Raw genomic sequence first — 16250 nt, forward strand, 5'->3', positions numbered from 1 at the left:
TCAGCCGGCGAAGTCGAAGTCCGCCCCGAGCTTGCGCAGCTTCGGGATGAAGTGCTCGTACCCGCGGCTGATGATGCCGACGTTCGTGATGTGCGACTCGCCCTCGGCGGTCAGCGCCGCAATGAGGTGGCTGAAGCCGCCGCGGAGGTCGGGGACGCGGACGTTCGCGCCGTGCAGCTTCGTCGGGCCGGTGATGACCGCGGCCTGCTCGAACGGACGGCGGGCGACGCGGCGGTCGTGGCCGGGCAGCCCCTCCTTGTGCACGACGATGTCGGCACCCATCTCGTTGAGGGCGTCGGTGAAGCCGAAGCGGTTCTCGTAGACGGTCTCGTGCACGACGCTGCGGCCCTCGGCCTGCGTCAGCGCCACGACGAGCGGCTGCTGCCAGTCGGTCATGAAGCCGGGGTGCACGTCGGTCTCGATGACGACGGGCTTCAGGACCTCGAGCTCCCGGTAGAACCGGATGCCGTCCTCCTGGATGTCGAACCCGCCGCCGACCTTGCGGAAGACGTTGAGGAACGTCATGAGCTCCTGCTGCTTCGCGCCCTCGACGAAGATGTCGCCGTTCGTCGCGAGTGCGGCGGAGGCCCAGCTAGCGGCCTCGTTGCGGTCGTTGATCGCACGGTGGGTGTAGCCGCGGAGCGACTTCACGCCCTCGATGAAGATCGTGCGGTTCGGCTCGACCGTGATGATCGCGCCCATCTTCTGCAGGATCGCGATGAGGTCCATGATCTCGGGCTCGATCGCGGCGTTGCGGAGCTCGGTGGTGCCGTCGGCGAGCGTGGCGGAGAGCAGGACCTGCTCGGTCGCGCCGACGCTCGGGTAGGGCAGCTCGATGTCCGCGCCCTTGAGGCCGTTCGGCGCCGTGATGTGGATGCCGGAGATCTGCTTGTCGACGACCGCGCCCATGGCCCGCAGGGCGTCGAGGTGGAAGTCGATCGGACGGTCGCCGATGCGGCAGCCGCCGAGGTCGGGGATGAACGCCTCGCCGAGCTTGTGCAGCAGCGGGCCGCAGAACAGGATCGGGATGCGGCTCGAGCCGGCGTGGGCGTCGATCTCGGCGAAGTGGGCCGACTCGACGTTCGACGGGTCGAGGATGAGCTCGCCTCGTGCAGGGTCCGTGATGCGCACACCGTGCACCTCGAGCAGCGCCCGGACGACCTTGACGTCGGAGATGTCCGGGACGTCCTTGAGGATCGAGGGGGTGTCGCCGAGCAGGGAGGCCACCATGGCCTTGGTCGCGAGGTTCTTGGCCCCACGGACTTCGATGCGTCCGACCAGCGGCTTGCCGCCGCGGATGACGATCTCGTCCGACTTGAGTCCCACGCGCGCTCCTGCTGCTGCTGCGTCCTGTACGAGAGAGTTCACTACTTCACCGGCAATGTTTTCGGCCGCCAAGTTGCCCGGCGGGATTCGAACTCCGTGATCGAGGTCTCGTCACGGAGGGTGAGCCCGATGTCGTCGAGCCCTTCCATCAACCGCCAACGAGTGTAAGCGTCGATCTCGAAAGCCACGTCCACATCGCCCAGCGACACGCGCTGGGTCACGAGGTCCACCGTGGCCTCGATCCCCGGCTTGGCCTCGATCTCCGCCCAGAGCCGCTCCACGTCGGGCTCGGTGACCATCGCGGTGACCAGGCCCTGCTTGCCCGCGTTGCCCTTGAAGATGTCCGCGAAACGGGGTGAGACCACGACTGAGAACCCGAAGTCGCGGAGCGCCCACACGGCGTGCTCGCGGGACGACCCGGTGCCGAAGTCCGGTCCGGCGACCAGCACCTTCGCACCCTGGTACCGCTCCTGGTTCAGGACGAACTCGGGGTCCTGCCGCCAGCCGGAGAACAGCGCGTCCTCGAAGCCCGTCTTCGTGACCCGCTTCAGGTACACGGCGGGGATGATCTGGTCGGTGTCGACGTTCGACCGCTTCAGCGGTGCGGCGATCCCGGTGACGGTGGTGATGGCGTCCATCAGACGGCTCCTTCGAGTGCGGCCTCGTGCTCGTTCGTCAGGTCCCAGGGGCTCGAGAGCGTCCCGCGCACCGCGGTCGCCGCGGCGACGAGCGGCGACACGAGGTGCGTGCGACCGCCCTTGCCCTGGCGTCCCTCGAAGTTGCGGTTCGACGTGCTCGCGCACCGCTCCCCCGGCGCCAGCTGGTCCGGGTTCATGCCGAGGCACATCGAGCACCCGGCGAAGCGCCACTCGGCACCGAAGTCGGTGAAGACCTTGTCGAGCCCCTCGGCCTCGGCCTCGAGCCGGACACGGGCGGACCCGGGCACGACCATGACGCGGACGCCCGGCGCCTTCTCGCGGCCCTTGATCACGGACGCGAAGGCCCGGAGGTCCTCGATCCGGGAGTTCGTGCAGGACCCCATGAAGACCGCGTCGACGGCGATGTCCTTCATCGGGGTGCCGGCGGCGATGTCCATGTACTCCAGCGCCCGCGAGGCCGCAGCGCGGTCGTTCGGGTCCGCGTAGCTGGCCGGGTCGGGCACGGACTGCGACAGCGAGACGCCCTGGCCGGGGTTCGTGCCCCAGGTGACGAAGGGCTCCAGGGTGTCCGCGTCGATGAACACCTCGGCGTCGAAGACCGCGTCGTCGTCGGTGGCGAGGGTGTCCCAGTACGCGACGGCCTCGTCCCAGTCGGCGCCGGTCGGGGCGTGGTCGCGGCCCTGCACGTAGTCGTACGTGGTCTGGTCGGGGGCGACCATGCCGGCGCGGGCACCGGCTTCGATCGACATGTTGCAGATCGTCATGCGGCCCTCCATCGAGAGCGCCCGGATGGCCGAGCCGCGGTACTCGAGCACGTAGCCCTGGCCGCCGCCGGTCCCGATCTGCGCGATCACGGCGAGGATGATGTCCTTCGCGGTGACGCCGGTCCGGAGCGTGCCCTCGACCGTGACGGCCATCGTCCTGAACGGCTTCAACGGCAGGGTCTGCGTCGCCAGGACGTGCTCGACCTCGCTCGTGCCGATGCCGAAGGCCATGGCGCCGAAGGCCCCGTGCGTCGAGGTGTGCGAGTCGCCGCAGACGACGGTGATGCCCGGCATGGTCAGCCCGAGCTGCGGGCCGACCACGTGGACGATGCCCTGCTCCTCGTCGCCCAGCGAGTGCAGGCGGACGCCGAACTCCTCGCAGTTGCGGCGGAGCGTCTCGATCTGGATGCGGCTCGTCGGGTCCGCGATGGGGCGGTCGATGGCGAGCGTCGGGGTGTTGTGGTCCTCGGTCGCGATCGTCAGGTCGAGGCGGCGCACCGGACGACCGGCCTGCCGCAGCCCGTCGAAGGCCTGCGGGCTCGTCACCTCGTGCACGAGGTGGAGGTCGATGTAGAGGAGGTCGGGGTTGCCGTCCTCGCCCTTGACGACGACGTGGTCGTCCCACACCTTCTCGGCGAGCGTCCTGCCCATGCTCTCGACCCTTCGGTTCGTGTCCGTCCACCCCGCTGTCGCGGTGCGGTGCAGCGATGCTACCACTGGTATACCAACGGGCCCACCCCGCCCCGTGGCCGCCTCCGCACGGCCGGGAGGCTCACCCGCCGTTCGCCGACACGTGTCGCGGTGAGAGGATGGCCGGGTCATGCAGAAGCCGCCACACTCGTCCCGCACCGTCAACCTCGAGGGCGCGACGCGCGCCGCGATCGCCGGCGGGGCACCGCTCGCGCTGCTCATCGCCCTGGGCATGCCGGGCTACGCGGCCTTCGCGATGTTCGCCGGGTTCACGGCGGTCTTCGGGCAGACCGAGCCCTACCGGCAGCGCGCCGTCACCACCGGGGTCGCCGGGGCACTGCAGACGCTGTGCATGTTCGCAGGCATCGGGGTCGCGCTCGTCGGGTCGCCGCTGTGGCTGCAGGCGGTCGTGCTCGTCGTCGTGCTCGTCGTCGCGATCGGCACGCTCAGCGCACTGCGGGCGATCCCGGCGCAGCCGATCTTCCCGGTGTTCGCGTTCGTGGTCTCGGCCCTCGTGCCGCTCCGGCCGTCCGACCTGCCCCTCGTGACCGTGGTCATCCTCGGGTCCGTCGCGTGGGCGTGGCTCGTCGCGATGTCCGGCGCCGTGGTGCGGCGGGTCGGTCACCCGCGCGCCCCGCACGCCTTCCGTCCGCTCGGCGACCGGAAGCACCGTGACCTGTCGGTGCTCCGGACCGCTGCGCTCTGGGAGACCGTCGCGCTCAACGCCGTCGGCGCCCTCGTCGCCGGCGCGGTCGCCGAGACGATCCCCGGGCTCGGGCACCCGTACTGGGCGGTCATCGCGGTGGTGTCGATCCTGCCGGCCCTGCGACAGCGCCACACGGTCGTCCGCGCGGTCCAACGCCTGGTCGGGACGGCCGGCGGCACGGTCATCGCGGTGGGCATCCTGCTGCTCGAGCCGGGCCTGTGGTGGATCGTCGTGATCGCGGTGGTCGGGCAGTTCTTCGCCGAGGTCTTCGTGGCGCGGCACTACGCCGTGAGCCTGCTGTTCCTGACGCCGCTCGCGCTCGCCGTGTCGTGGCTGAGCCTGCCCGAGGCGCCGGAGCTCCTGGCGCTCGACCGGATCGCGCAGACGACCCTCGGCGCCCTGGTCAGCGTCGCGCTGCTCGTCGTCGGGCGGGGCATCGAGCGGCGGCGTGGTCGGGCGCTCGGGGCCACCAGCGCGATCCGCACCGTCTGACCGGCGGTCTCGGGCAGGATCGGGTCCATGGACACGAACGCCCTGCGCCTCGTCGAGGGGCCGCCGCCGCTCGAGCACTACCTCCGGCTCCGCCGCGACTCCGGGCTGACGCCGGTGCGCGCCGACCAGGGTGCCGCCGCGGTCACCGGCAGCTGGTCGGCGTGCCACGTGGTCGACGCCGACGGCGTGCCGGTCGCCATGGGACGGGTCATCGGCGACGGCGGGTGGTACTTCCACCTCGTGGACGTCGCCACCGACCCCGGCCACCAACGGCAGGGACTCGGGCGGGTCGTGGAGTGGCTGATCGCCGACGTGCGAACCCGGGCGCCGGAGGGGGCGTACCTGTCGCTCGTCGGCGATCCCCCCGGGCAGCGGCTGTACCGCACGCTCGGGTTCGACGACGTCGCCCCGAGCCTCGGGATGGCGATGGTGCTCGGGGCGGACGACTAGCGCGGCTGCAGGTTCCAGGCGTCGATGACCGGGCGGCCGTGCTCGTAGCCGAGGATGCTGACCGAGGCCGTGCCGAGCTTCAACACGGCACCGTCCTGCGGGGCGAGGCGGATCCAGGCGGCACCGATCGCGCGCAGGACGTGTCCGTGCGCGATGAAGACGGCGTCGTGCCCCTCGGCGAGGAACGGCCGGGCTCGGTTCAGCACGCGTTCCGCCCGGACCCGGACCTCCGCGGCGCTCTCCCCCGGTGTGGCCCCGGCCGGGACCCCGTCGGTCCAGAGGTCCCACGGCCCGTGGCGCTGCACCTTGATCTGCGGCGTGGTCAGGCCCTCGTAGGCGCCGTAGTCCCACTCGTACAGGTCGTCGTCGAGCTCGGGGTCGACGCCGATCAGCGTCGCCGTGGCCCGGGCGCGCTGCAGCGGGCTGGACAGCGCGAGCGCGAACTCGCGGTCGGCGAGGTACCGACCGGCCCGTTCGGCCTGTTCGATGCCGTTGTCGGTGAGCGGGATGTCCGTGCGGCCGGTGTGCTGGCCGCTCTTGGACCACTCCGTCTCGCCGTGGCGGACGAGGACGAGTTCGCCGGGGCGTTCCGAGGTCATGGGTTCCTTCCGATCCAGAGGCCGAGCGCAGCTGCGCCGACCGAGACGACGAGCATGCCGAGGCCGTTCAGGACGGCGAGCCGGGTCTTGCCGGATCGGAGGAGCTGCACGGTCTCGACGCTCGCCGTCGAGAACGTCGTGTACCCACCCATCATGCCCGTGCCGAGCACGGCGACTGCCGGGATCGGCAGCGTCCCCGCCTCGCCGAGCCCGGTCAGCAGGCCGAGGACGAACGACCCGGAGGCGTTGATGACCATCGTGCCGAGCGGGAAGCCGGCGACGCGCGCCTTCACCGTGCCGTCCAGCACGAAGCGCAGCGCGGCACCGACACCGCCCCCGACGGCGACGAGCAGCAGCTCGACGGCGTTCATCGTGCGCGCTCCTGTCCACGCAGGCGCCCGGCCGTCCAGCGTCCCGCGACGACCGCCGCGAGCCCGAGCAGCACGGAGAGCAGCGCGGACCCGCTCCCCGCGGCCCACCGGCCCGCGTCGAGCAGCCGCGCCGTGTCGTCGGCGAGCGCGCTGTACGTCGTGAAGCCGCCGAGGACCCCCGTGCCGACGAACAGCCGGACGGTGCGCCGATGTCCGACGTCCGGCCCACGGCGCGCCAGGACGTCGAGGAGCAGCCCGAGGCAGAACGCCCCGACGACGTTGATGCCGAGGACGGCCCAGCTCACGCCGTCGACGGCCGGCACCAGGTCCGTGAGCACGGCACGGAGGCCCGTGCCGAGCGCGCCCCCGAGCGCGACCAGCCCGATGAGCCCCAGGCGGTGGTGTGGTGGTCGCTCGTCGTTCACCCGACCAATCCTGGACCGTGGCCAGGCGGACGTCCTACTCTCGGGCGCAGACGGCACTCCGGCCGGCTGACGAGAGGGACCTCCATGAGCATCAACGACGACGACATCACGACGGACACCCAGAGCGCCGGCGAAGGCCCGGCTGACGGCGGCGCCAACCCGAACGGGCACGACGGCGGCGCCGACGGCTCGGCCGACGCCGGCGAAGGCCCCGCGGACGGCGGCGCCAACCCGAACGGCCACGACGGCGGCGCCGACGGCTCGGCCGACGCCGGCGAAGGCCCGGCCGACGGCGGCGCCAACCCGAACGGCCACGACGGCGGCGCGGACGGCTCGGCGTGAGCCGAGAGTCCGACACGACGGAGACGGTGAGCGCCCTCGACCGGTGCATCGCCGTCTCCGTCGCGGAGTTCGCCGCGGACCACTGGGGCAAGCGCGCGCTGCTGAGCAGTGCCGCGGACCTCGGGACGACGTTCGACGACCTCTTCTCGACCGAGGCCGCCGACGAGCTGCTCTCGGTCCGGGGCCTGCGTACGCCGTTCATCCGGATGGCCAAGGAGGGTTCGGTGCTGGCACCGAGTGCCTTCACCGCTCCGGGCGGCTACGGCGCCGAGGTCGGTGACCAGGTCAGCTCCGAGAAGGTGCTCGCGGAGTTCGCCGCCGGGTCGACGATCGTCCTCCAGGGGCTGCACCGAACGTGGCCGCCGCTGCAGGAGTTCACCCGACGGCTCGTCGCCGAGCTCGGGCACCCCGCGCAGGTCAACGCCTACATCACCCCGGCGTCGTCCCGCGGCTTCGACCCCCACTACGACGTGCACGACGTGTTCGTGCTGCAGATCGCGGGCCAGAAGCGCTGGGTCATCCACGAGCCGGTCCACGAGCTGCCCTTCGCCGACGAGCCGTGGGGCGACCGACGGGACGCGGTGGCCGCACAGGCCGCCGGCGAACCCGCGATCGACACCGTGCTCTCCCCCGGCGACGCCCTGTACCTGCCGCGCGGGTGGCTGCACTCGGCGACGGCGCTCGTCGGCACCACGATCCACCTGACGATCGGCATGCCCGCCGTCACCCGGGCCGACCTGGCGCGGGACCTCATCGGCCGAGCGCTCCGGTCGGACCGACTGCGTGCGTCGTTGCCCCTCGGCATCGACCTCGCCGACCCGGCCCAGATCGCCGACGACGTCCGGGCAGCCGCGGAGGACCTCATCGCGTCCCTCCAGGGTGCAGCCGACGGGTCCTCGGTGGACGAGGTCGCGGTGCGCGTCGGGTCCCGGTTCCGCCGGTCGACCCGTGCTGAGCCGGTCCGTCCGCTCCACACGGTCGAGGTCGCAGCAGGGCTGGCGGGCTCCGACCGGGTCCGCTGGCGCGACGAACTCCACGCCGTGGTCCGCGAAGACGCCGGACAGGTCGCCATCGTGCTGCCGTCGAAGACGGTCCGACTGCCCGTCGTGGCACTCTCCGCCGTCCAGGCGCTGCACGGCGGCGAGACGCTCGCGGTCGGGTCGCTCCCCGCGCTCGACGAGGACGACGCCGTCGTCGTGGTCCGCCGGCTCCTCCGGGAAGGCGTCCTGGTACCCGTCCCGTGACCGAGTGGCGCCGAACGGGCCCTGCGCTCGGACCACCCCGGTCGCAGGGCGGTCCGGCGTGCAGCGCGCGCTCCCGCGCGAGCGACGAGGACCTGGTCGCCACCGCCTCCCCCGGGAGGCGGTGGCTCCTCGTCGAGGTCGCGAGCGCCTGGGGCTGGGACGTCTGGACCCAGTCGCCGGCGCTCCCGCCCGAGATCGGGACGGCGTTGGCGCGCCGTGCCCAGCGGGCGGGGATGCGCATCCTCGCGATCCGTCGGACCGGCCGCCTCCGCGGTGCAGGACGCTGGCGGTGGGCCGTGGTCGACTCGGACGCACCACGGCCCACGGTGCGCTGGGGTGAGGTCGACGGGCCCGGGGACCTCCTGACGCTCCCGCTCGACGGCAGCACGGGCGAGCTGTCCGAGCGACCGGTGTTCGCCGTGTGCGCCCACGGCCGCCACGACGAGTGCTGCGCGGTCCGCGGGCGCTCGGTGGTGGAACGGCTCGCTGCCGCGTACCCCGACGAGACGTGGGAGTGCTCCCACCTCGGCGGGGACCGGTTCGCGGCGACGACCATGGTCTTCCCGCACGGGCTGAACCACGGCCGCGTCGACGAGCACGACCCCGTCGTCATCGCCGACCAGTACCTCCGCGGACGCATCGCGCCCCTCGGGTTCCGTGGTCGGTCGACGCACACGCACGTCGAACAGGCGGCGATCGCGGCGGCCGTCGCCGAGACCGGGGACGACCGCATCGACGCCTTCCGACCGGTCTCGGTGTCCGAACCGACGATGGACGGCACCGACTGGTCCGTCGACCTCGACACCGACGGGCACAGGGTCCGCGTCGACCTCGAGCGGGTGCGGACCGCTGCGACGTACACGACCTGCCGGGCGACGCTCGCCGTGGAGGTCCCGCGCTTCGTCGTGCGGAGCGTCACCGTCGGCGCCTGATCGACACGCGACCGGAGACACCCGGGACGACGAACGCCCCCGTCCGTGTGGACGAGGGCGTTCAGTGCTGGTGACCCCAGCGGGATTCGAACCCGCGTTACCGCCGTGAGAGGGCAGCGTACTAGGCCGCTATACGATGGGGCCGCGGCTGGCACGGAGGAACAGTGTTCCCATGCCTGTTGTCGGACTCGGAGCAAGTCACCTGTGGTGACCCCAGCGGGATTCGAACCCGCGTTACCGCCGTGAGAGGGCAGCGTACTAGGCCGCTATACGATGGGGCCGTTCCGACAACTCGACAAGTATGGCACAAGCGGCGCAACCTGCCAAAACGCGGTGTGTCGCCCGGGTGCGCCACGGTGCGGCGAGCGCCTACGGTGGATCGATGACGGTGGACCGGGACGCCCGCGCACACGCGGTCCGCGTCGACGGCGTCCGTCCGGCCATGCTCCGCATCGGGCTGTCCGGCTGGCAGTACGACGGCTGGCGCGGCGACTTCTACCCGGAGCGCCTCGCGAAGCGCCGGTGGCTGGAGCACGTCGCGGAGCGCTTCCCGACGGTCGAGCTGAACGGCTCCTTCTACTCCCTGCAACGGCCGGAGCGGTACCGCGCCTGGCGGACGGCGACGGGCGCCCGGCCCTTCCGGTTCGCGGTCAAGGGCGGCCGCTACGTGACCCACATGCTCCGGCTCCGGCACGTGCACACGGCGCTGGCGAACTTCTTCGCCTCGGGGCCGCTCGAGCTCGGCGACACGCTCGGCCCCGTGCTCTGGCAGCTGCCCGAGCGTCTGGCGCCGAGCCCCGAGCTCCTCGACACCTTCCTCGCGGAGCTCCCGACGACCCACGCTGCCGCCGCGGCGCTCGCCGCACAGCACGACGACAAGGTGCCGACGGCCTCGGTGGACCCGGTCGTCGCCCCGCAGACCACCATCCAGCACGCGCTCGAGATCCGGTCAGCCGCGGCGGACGCCGTCACCGACGAGCACCTCGAGGTCCTCCGTCGGCACCGCGTCGCACTCGTGGACTCACACGCCGGCGACTTCCCGCGGCACCGGCACGACACCGGTGCACCGATCGCGTACCTCCGGCTGCACGGAGCGCCCAGGACGTACCACGACGGCTACTCCGCGCAGGCGCTCGGCACGTGGGCGACGACGGTCCTCGAGCACCTCGACGCCGGACGGGACACCTACGTCTTCTTCGACAACGACGCCGAGCGCCACGCCCCCTGGGACGCGCTCGCCCTCGACCGGATCGTCGGCGAGCGCCTGCGGAGCCGGGTCGACTGACGGAGCCGGCCCGCGCCTCCAGTCCGTCCTGGTGGCGACCCGCGTCAGATCGTGAGCGACTCGCCGGGTGCGAGCACGACGACCGAGCCGGTCGGGGCGGCCGCGTCGCGGAGGCGGCCGAGGTGCATGGCGAAGCCGACGTCGGAGAGGGTGGCCTCGTGCACCGGGTACGCGCGGCGGGGTGCGACGGCGACGACGAAGTCCATCATCTCGGCGACCTTGAGCCACGGGGCGCCGACGGGTGCGGCGAGGACCTCCACGGGTACGTCGGGGACCGTGTACGCGTCGCCGGGGTGGAAGAGGTGCCCGTTGACCAGCACCCCGGTGTTGTCGACGACGGGGACCGAGCTGTGGATGACGTTGTGGCGGGTGCCGTGGAAGGTGAGCTCGAACGGGCCGACCGCGCGGTGGTCGCCGTCGGTGACGACCTCGACGGCGACGTCGGGCAGCACCCGGGCGACCCCGGCCGGGCCGAGGACGACGGCGCCGGGGTTGCGCTCGAGGATCCCGGCGACCTGTTCGGGCGTGACGTGGTCGGGGTGCTCGTGGGTGACGACGACGGCGACGACCCCGGTGGCCTCGACCGGGCGGGTGAAGCCGCCGGGGTCGATCACCAGGCGGGCGTCGCCGATGCTGACGACCTGGCAGGCGTGCTCGAGCTTGGTGACCTCCATGCGGGCGAGCGTACGCGGCGCGGACGCGCGGCGGGCGGCCGCGGGGCTGCCTGCGGCGGGCGAGCGTACGCGCGGCGGGCGGCCGCGGCGCTGCCTGCGGCCTCCGTGGCGCTGGCTGGCGCCGCACCACGAGCGTCGGCTCGAACCACGGTCTTCGGTGGCGCGAGCCGACCTCGGTTGTGCGACGCCGTCCCGCGCCACGGCCACGGCCACGACCACGGCCACGACCCTGGCACCCCGCGCCACGGCCCCGGCACCCCACGCCCACGCCCACGCCCTACCGCGGCGGCGGCCCGGTCGTCCCCCGCACCACCAGCGTCGCGAGCGCGGGCGGCACGACTCCGGGCCGAGCCCCGTCGACCTCGGCGAGCACCGCGCACGCAGCCGTCCGCCCCTGCGCCTCGGGGTCCTGCGCGATGGTCGTCAGACCCACGGCAGCGCCGTACTCGTGTCCGTCGATGCCGATCACGGACAACTCACCGGGCACCGCGATCCCGAGTCGCCGTGCCGCGAGCAGCACCCCGAGCGCCATCTCGTCCGAGGCGCAGAACACCGCGGTGGGACGCTCCGACGCGGACGCGGACGCGGACGCGGACGCGGACGCGGACACGGACGCGGACCCGGCCCCGGCCCCGGCCCCGGCCCCGGCCCCGGATCCGGATCCGGATCCAGACCCGCACCCGGACCCGGACCCAGACCCTGCGAGCAACAGCCCGCCGGCTGCCGCTCCCCCGGCGAACGAGAACCGTCCGTCCACCAGCCACGACGGCGGCACGTGCAGGCCGGCGCCGGCCATGGCGTCGAGGAACCCGTCCCTCCGTCGGAACGGCACCGCGACGTTCATCCCGGCCTCGTCCTGCCCGCCGACGTAGGCGATGCGCCGGTGTCCGAGTCCGAGCAGGTGCCCGACCGCGGTGGCCGCGACCGCGACGTCGTCGACCCCGACGTTCCGGAGTCCGGGTGCCGGTCCCCCGATCACGATCATCGGGTGCCGGGTGAGCTCCAGTTCGGAGCGCTCCGTCTCGTCGAGCACGAGCGACAGCAGCACGAGCGCGTCGACCCGGTGCCGCAGCATGGACCGTCGGAACGCCCGGTCCCGGTCACCGCCCGGGCCGCCGAGGTTGTAGAGCACCAGGTCGTACCCGGCTCGGCGCAGCTCGGCGTCGACGCCGCCGATGGCCTTGGCGTAGAACCACCGGTCGATGACCGGTACGACGACGCCGACCGCGCGCTGCCGTCCGGTGGCCAGGCCGGCCGCCGCGGAACTCGGCACGTACCCGAGCTCGTCGGCGACCCGCCGCACGTGGTCGACGGTCGTCTCCGCCACCGACGGCAGCCCGCGCAGTGCGCGGGACACCGTCGCCTTCGACAGTCCGGTGACGGTCGCGATCTCCTGGATCCCCACGCGGTGCCCCGACCGGGAGGCTCGTCAGCCGTCCGACGCGCGCGTCGTGCCCGCGGCGACCCGGCTCACGGCCGCCGGCGACGGGTCCGACGTCACCACCGTCCGCCGGAGCACCCGGACCCGCCAGCGGTCGAGCACGACGACGACGAGGACCAGCACGAGGAGCGTCAGCGCCCAACCGAGCGCCGGCCGACCGGTCAGCTCGCAGGCGACGGTGACGACGAGGAACACGACTCCGAAGAAGCCGACGAAGCCCATGGCCTCCTCGATCGCTGCCGTCGGGCGACGGGGTGCCTTCAGCGCCACGGCCGTCAGCCCTTCACGCCGCCGGCGGTGAGCCCCGCCACGATGCGCCGCTGGAACACGAGCACGAGGATGACGAGCGGGATCGTGACGATCGTCCCCGCGGCCATCACCGCCGTGTACGGCTCCTGGTGCGGCTGCGACCCGGCGAAGGACGCGATCGCGACGGTGACCGGCTGGGTGGCGTCGCTCGAGAGCTGGGACGAGATGAGGTACTCGTTCCAGGACGAGATGAACGCCAGGATCGCCGTCGTGAACACCGCGGGGGCGGCCAGCGGCAGGATGATCCGGCGGAACGCCTGCACGCGGGTGCAGCCGTCGATCCGTGCGGCCTCCTCCAGGTCCCACGGCATCTCGCGGAAGAACGACGCCAGCGTGTAGACCGTCAGCGGCAGCACGAACGAGATGCTCGGCAGGATCAGCGCCTGGTACGAGCCCATCCACCCGATGTCCGTGAAGAGCTGGAACAGCGGCGAGATCAGCGCGACGCCCGGGAACATCGACGCGGCCAGGATCGCGCCGGCGATGAGGGACTTGCCGCGGAACTCGAGTCGGGCCAGGGCGTAGGCGGCCGTGGTGCCGACGAGCAGCGCGATGACCGTCACGACCGCGCCGATGAACACGCTGTTGAGCAGCGCGCGGCCCAGGTGGTTGCCGAGGGCGGTCGAGAACGCCGTCGCGTAGTTGTCGAGCGTCACGTGCGTGAACCACGGCGTCGGGTCGAACGTGTACCCGACGTCCCGGAAGCTCGTGACGATCATCCAGTAGAAGGGCAGGAGGCACCACACGGCGATGACGAGCGCCTGGATCGCCGTGCGGACCCGGGGGCCCGTGTGCCGTTTGACGCGCACGTCACTGGTGTCGACGGCGCGGTCGCGGGACCGGGCGGAGGCGCGGGGTCGGTCTGCTGCGAGGGTCACTTGAGTTCACCCTTCTGCTGGGCTGCCTGGGTCTGCACGACGTTCGCCCCGAGGAACCGGACGAACACGAACGCGACGAGGAAGACGATGACGAAGGTGATCGTGGACAGTGCCGACGCGGCGTTGAAGCCCTGCCGGATCTGGTCCACGACGAGCACCGAGAGGGAGACCGTGGCGTTGCCGGAACCACCGCCGCCGCCGGTCATGATGGCGATGAGGTCGTAGATGCGGAGCGCGTCGAGCACGCGGAACAGCACGGCCACCATGAGCGCGGGCCGGACGAGCGGGAGCGTGATGAGCAGGAAGCGCTGCATCGTCGAGGCGCCGTCCATCTTGCTCGCCTCGTAGACCTCGTCCGGGATGAGCTGCAGCCCGGCCAGGATGAGCAGCGCCATGAACGGCGTCGTCTTCCAGGTGTCCGCGATGACGATCGCGAACCGGGACGCCCACTCGTCGGAGAACCAGAGCACCTGGTGCCCGATGACGTGGTTGAGCACGCCGTTCGCGTCGAAGATGAAGTACCAGAGCTTCGCGGTGACGGCGGTCGGGATGGCCCACGGCACCAGGATCGCGGCACGGACGAGTGCGCGGCCCTTGAAGTTCCGGTTCATGATGATGGCCATCCACAGCCCGATCACGGTCTCGAGCACGACCGTGACGACGGTGAAGAAGAACGTGTTGCCGAACGCCACCCAGAACTGGGAGCCGAGGCTGCCGGGTGGGCAGGTGACGTCGCCGCACCGCTGTCCGAGCCAGTGCACGTAGTTGGTGACGCCCGCGAAGCCGCCGGCGACGAACAGGCCGGTCGCCTTGTCCAGGCCGGCGTCGAGCTGGAACGACTGGATGACCGCGCTGACGACGGGGTAGCCGATGACGATGGCGAGGAGCAGGATCGTCGGGCCGATGAGGTACACGGCCCACCGGCCGTGCTCCGCGTTGAGCCCGCCCTTCCGCCGCTTCCGCGGCTCCAGCCCCTGGGGGTTCGGGATGGCTGCGGGGATCTCGGTTGCTGCTGACACTGACGGCCTCCTTGCCGGTGTCGGAACGCTGTGGGGGCCGGGCTGGAGGCTCGTGGCGGCGTCGCCACGAGCCTCCAGTCCGATGCGGCGTGAGCCGCTAGTTGCTGCTGGTCGCCGACTTCAGGGCGGCGTCCATGTCCTTCATGGCCTCGTCCACGCTCTTCGAGCCCTTGAGCGCGGCGTACGTGTTGTCCTGGATCGCCTTGGTCACCGCCGGGTAGAAGGGCGTCACCGGGCGGGGCTCGGCGCTCTTGATCGACTCCAGCAGGGTGGGCAGGTACGGCAGCTTCGCCGTCAGCTCGGAGTCCGTGTAGAGGTCACCGACGACCGGGGCGAGCGAGCCCTGCGTCGCGAAGAACTTCTGCGTGTCGTTCGAGATCAGGAACTCGAGGAAGTCGTGCGCCGTCGCCTTGTGCTTCGAGTAGACGCTGATCGCCGCGTTGTGCCCGCCGAGGGTCGACGCACCGACGCCGTCCGCGCCCGGGATCGGGGCGATGCCGAAGGTGTCCTTGACCTTCGAGGAGCCGTCGGTCTTGGCGAGGTTGTAGACGTAGGGCCAGTTGCGCAGGAACAGGAGCTTGCCGTCCTCGAACGCGGTGCGGCCCTGCTCCTCCTGGTACGTGATCGCCTCGGCCGGGATGTTGCCGTCCTTGAACGCGTCGACCAGGTTCTGCAGGCCGGCCTTGGCCTTCGACGTGTCGACGTCCGGGGCGCCCTTCGCGTTCAGGATCGAGCCGCCGGAGCCGTTCACGGCCTCCGAGGCGTTCACCGTCAGGCCCTCGTACTTGGCGAACTGGCCGGCGTAGCAGCCGATGCCGGCGTCCTTCGCGATCGAGCAGTCCTTCATCATCTCCGCCCAGGTGGTGGGCGGGGTCTTGACGAGGTCCTTGCGGTAGTAGAGCAGCGCACCGTCGGAGGTCTGCGGGGCCGCGTAGAGGGTGTCGTTGTACGTCGCCGTCTTCACGGTCGACGGCAGCAGCTTCGACGTGTCGATCGCCATGTCGCCGGTGAGCGGCGTGAGCCAGCTCTTCGCGGCGAACTCCGCCGTCCACACCACGTCGACGTCCACCACGTCGTAGCCGTCGTCCTTCGCCTGGAAGTGCTGCACGAGGTCGTCGTGCTGCTGGTCGGCCTGGTCGGACTGCTCCTTGAAGGTGACCTTCTCGTCGGGGTGGGCCTTGTTCCACTTGGCGATCAGCGGACGGACCACGTTCGAGTTGTCCTTGCCCTGCACGTAGGTGATCGGACCGCGGCTGTCCTGACCGGTCTTCGCGTCGTCCGAGGCCGAGCTCCCGCTCGAGCAGCCGGCCAGTGCCAGGCCGATCACGGCGACCCCGGCCACCGATGCAAGACGCATCTTCTCGCGTGTGTTCTTCACGGCGTTGTCTCCTCATCGAGATCACCAGGCAGCGCCCGTCGAGTCGCGACGGCACCGGCCTGGAGCAGGCGACGCTGCCTGCTGGGCGGTGACGCTACGCCCGGTCCACACCCTGCGCAACCGGTTGCATGCGGTCTGTGACCTGAGTGTGACCTTCGGATCGGCGGGGAGTTCGCCGGTGAGCGCTCACTCCACGGACGGGCCTGCGGAACCCCGCATGAACCCCGCCACGGACTCCGCCTTCCGTTGTCCGCAGGATGGGGGAA

18 protein-coding genes and 2 tRNA genes are annotated in these 16250 nt (G+C 71.8%); 6 read left to right on the forward strand and 14 right to left on the reverse strand.

The features are described from left to right. From murA to leuC, 3 genes are read right to left on the reverse strand one after another with little or no spacing between them, the layout of a single operon-like run. Entirely contained in the window at positions 1 to 1368 is a 1368-nt protein-coding gene (gene murA / locus OVA28_RS15310; RefSeq protein WP_071273028.1) for a UDP-N-acetylglucosamine 1-carboxyvinyltransferase, read from the reverse strand. Beyond that, entirely contained in the window at positions 1368 to 1964 is a 597-nt protein-coding gene (gene leuD, locus OVA28_RS15315) for a 3-isopropylmalate dehydratase small subunit (protein ID WP_194660232.1), read from the reverse strand. The genes murA and leuD overlap by 1 nt, the downstream gene beginning before the upstream one ends. Beyond that, positions 1964 to 3400, reverse strand: coding sequence for a 3-isopropylmalate dehydratase large subunit (gene leuC, locus OVA28_RS15320; RefSeq protein ID WP_268097553.1), 1437 nt, complete (start codon positions 3398 to 3400; stop codon positions 1964 to 1966). Before leuC ends, leuD begins: the two co-directional genes overlap by 1 nt. A gap of 169 nt (positions 3401 to 3569) precedes the next feature. On the opposite strand from leuC, the gene OVA28_RS15325 reads away from it, so the two are divergent. Continuing rightward, the gene (locus tag OVA28_RS15325) at positions 3570 to 4637 is read left to right on the forward strand and encodes an FUSC family protein (RefSeq protein ID WP_268097554.1); all 1068 of its coding nucleotides are present in this window, start codon (positions 3570 to 3572) and stop codon (positions 4635 to 4637) included. A gap of 27 nt (positions 4638 to 4664) precedes the next feature. Beyond that, on the forward strand, positions 4665 to 5087 hold the full coding sequence (locus tag OVA28_RS15330; protein WP_268097555.1) for a GNAT family N-acetyltransferase: 423 nt from the start codon (positions 4665 to 4667) through the stop codon (positions 5085 to 5087). Here OVA28_RS15330 and OVA28_RS15335 read toward each other — a convergent pair. The 3 genes from OVA28_RS15335 to OVA28_RS15345 are packed head-to-tail and all read right to left on the reverse strand — an operon-like array spanning position 5084 to position 6482. Then, on the reverse strand, positions 5084 to 5686 hold the full coding sequence (locus OVA28_RS15335) for a histidine phosphatase family protein (protein ID WP_194660228.1): 603 nt from the start codon (positions 5684 to 5686) through the stop codon (positions 5084 to 5086). The two genes, OVA28_RS15330 and OVA28_RS15335, sit on opposite strands and share 4 nt — an antisense overlap. Further along, positions 5683 to 6057: a fluoride efflux transporter CrcB gene (crcB, locus tag OVA28_RS15340; RefSeq protein WP_194660227.1), complete on the reverse strand. Its 375-nt coding sequence runs from the start codon at positions 6055 to 6057 to the stop codon at positions 5683 to 5685. Before crcB ends, OVA28_RS15335 begins: the two co-directional genes overlap by 4 nt. Then, positions 6054 to 6482 (reverse strand): fluoride efflux transporter FluC, encoded by a 429-nt coding sequence (locus OVA28_RS15345; protein WP_268097556.1) that lies wholly within the window; start codon positions 6480 to 6482, stop codon positions 6054 to 6056. Before OVA28_RS15345 ends, crcB begins: the two co-directional genes overlap by 4 nt. Positions 6483 to 6566: 84 nt before the next feature. Here OVA28_RS15345 and OVA28_RS15350 point away from each other — a divergent pair, with 84 nt between their 5' ends. The 3 genes from OVA28_RS15350 to OVA28_RS15360 are packed head-to-tail and all read left to right on the forward strand — an operon-like array spanning position 6567 to position 9000. Beyond that, positions 6567 to 6824 (forward strand): BatC protein, encoded by a 258-nt coding sequence (locus tag OVA28_RS15350; protein ID WP_267424957.1) that lies wholly within the window; start codon positions 6567 to 6569, stop codon positions 6822 to 6824. After that, complete coding sequence (locus OVA28_RS15355) at positions 6821 to 8068, forward strand: cupin domain-containing protein (protein ID WP_268097557.1); 1248 nt, start codon at positions 6821 to 6823, stop codon at positions 8066 to 8068. Before OVA28_RS15350 ends, OVA28_RS15355 begins: the two co-directional genes overlap by 4 nt. Then, positions 8065 to 9000 carry a sucrase ferredoxin gene (locus OVA28_RS15360; RefSeq protein ID WP_268097558.1) on the forward strand — a complete coding sequence of 312 codons (936 nt, stop codon included), beginning with the start codon at positions 8065 to 8067 and terminating at the stop codon, positions 8998 to 9000. Before OVA28_RS15355 ends, OVA28_RS15360 begins: the two co-directional genes overlap by 4 nt. A gap of 68 nt (positions 9001 to 9068) precedes the next feature. Here the strand turns inward: OVA28_RS15360 and OVA28_RS15365 are convergent. Then, a tRNA-Glu gene (locus OVA28_RS15365) sits at positions 9069 to 9144 on the reverse strand. Positions 9145 to 9205: 61 nt separating this feature from the next. Next, positions 9206 to 9281 (reverse strand) — tRNA-Glu (locus OVA28_RS15370). 101 nt (positions 9282 to 9382) lie between these two features. On the opposite strand from OVA28_RS15370, the gene OVA28_RS15375 reads away from it, so the two are divergent. Beyond that, positions 9383 to 10285 (forward strand): DUF72 domain-containing protein, encoded by a 903-nt coding sequence (locus OVA28_RS15375; RefSeq protein WP_268097559.1) that lies wholly within the window; start codon positions 9383 to 9385, stop codon positions 10283 to 10285. A 44-nt stretch (positions 10286 to 10329) separates the two neighbouring features. Here OVA28_RS15375 and OVA28_RS15380 read toward each other — a convergent pair whose 3' ends face one another. The 6 genes from OVA28_RS15380 to OVA28_RS15405 form a co-directional block, all read right to left on the reverse strand. Then, the gene (locus tag OVA28_RS15380) at positions 10330 to 10959 is read right to left on the reverse strand and encodes an MBL fold metallo-hydrolase (RefSeq protein ID WP_268097561.1); all 630 of its coding nucleotides are present in this window, start codon (positions 10957 to 10959) and stop codon (positions 10330 to 10332) included. A 277-nt stretch (positions 10960 to 11236) separates the two neighbouring features. Next, the gene (locus OVA28_RS15385; protein WP_268097562.1) at positions 11237 to 12364 is read right to left on the reverse strand and encodes a LacI family DNA-binding transcriptional regulator; all 1128 of its coding nucleotides are present in this window, start codon (positions 12362 to 12364) and stop codon (positions 11237 to 11239) included. A gap of 24 nt (positions 12365 to 12388) precedes the next feature. Then, positions 12389 to 12670, reverse strand: coding sequence for a hypothetical protein (locus OVA28_RS15390; RefSeq protein WP_268097563.1), 282 nt, complete (start codon positions 12668 to 12670; stop codon positions 12389 to 12391). 5 nt (positions 12671 to 12675) lie between these two features. Continuing rightward, a complete protein-coding gene (locus tag OVA28_RS15395) occupies positions 12676 to 13518 on the reverse strand; it encodes a carbohydrate ABC transporter permease (protein ID WP_071273062.1) in 843 nt (280 codons plus the stop codon). Between the two features lie 65 nt (positions 13519 to 13583). Then, a complete protein-coding gene (locus OVA28_RS15400; RefSeq protein WP_442780803.1) occupies positions 13584 to 14606 on the reverse strand; it encodes a carbohydrate ABC transporter permease in 1023 nt (340 codons plus the stop codon). A 97-nt stretch (positions 14607 to 14703) separates the two neighbouring features. After that, entirely contained in the window at positions 14704 to 15963 is a 1260-nt protein-coding gene (locus OVA28_RS15405; RefSeq protein ID WP_268098227.1) for an ABC transporter substrate-binding protein, read from the reverse strand. Positions 15964 to 16250: the final 287 nt, after the last annotated feature.

Source organism: Curtobacterium sp. SL109, assembly GCF_026672405.1.
Lineage (GTDB): Bacteria > Actinomycetota > Actinomycetes > Actinomycetales > Microbacteriaceae > Curtobacterium.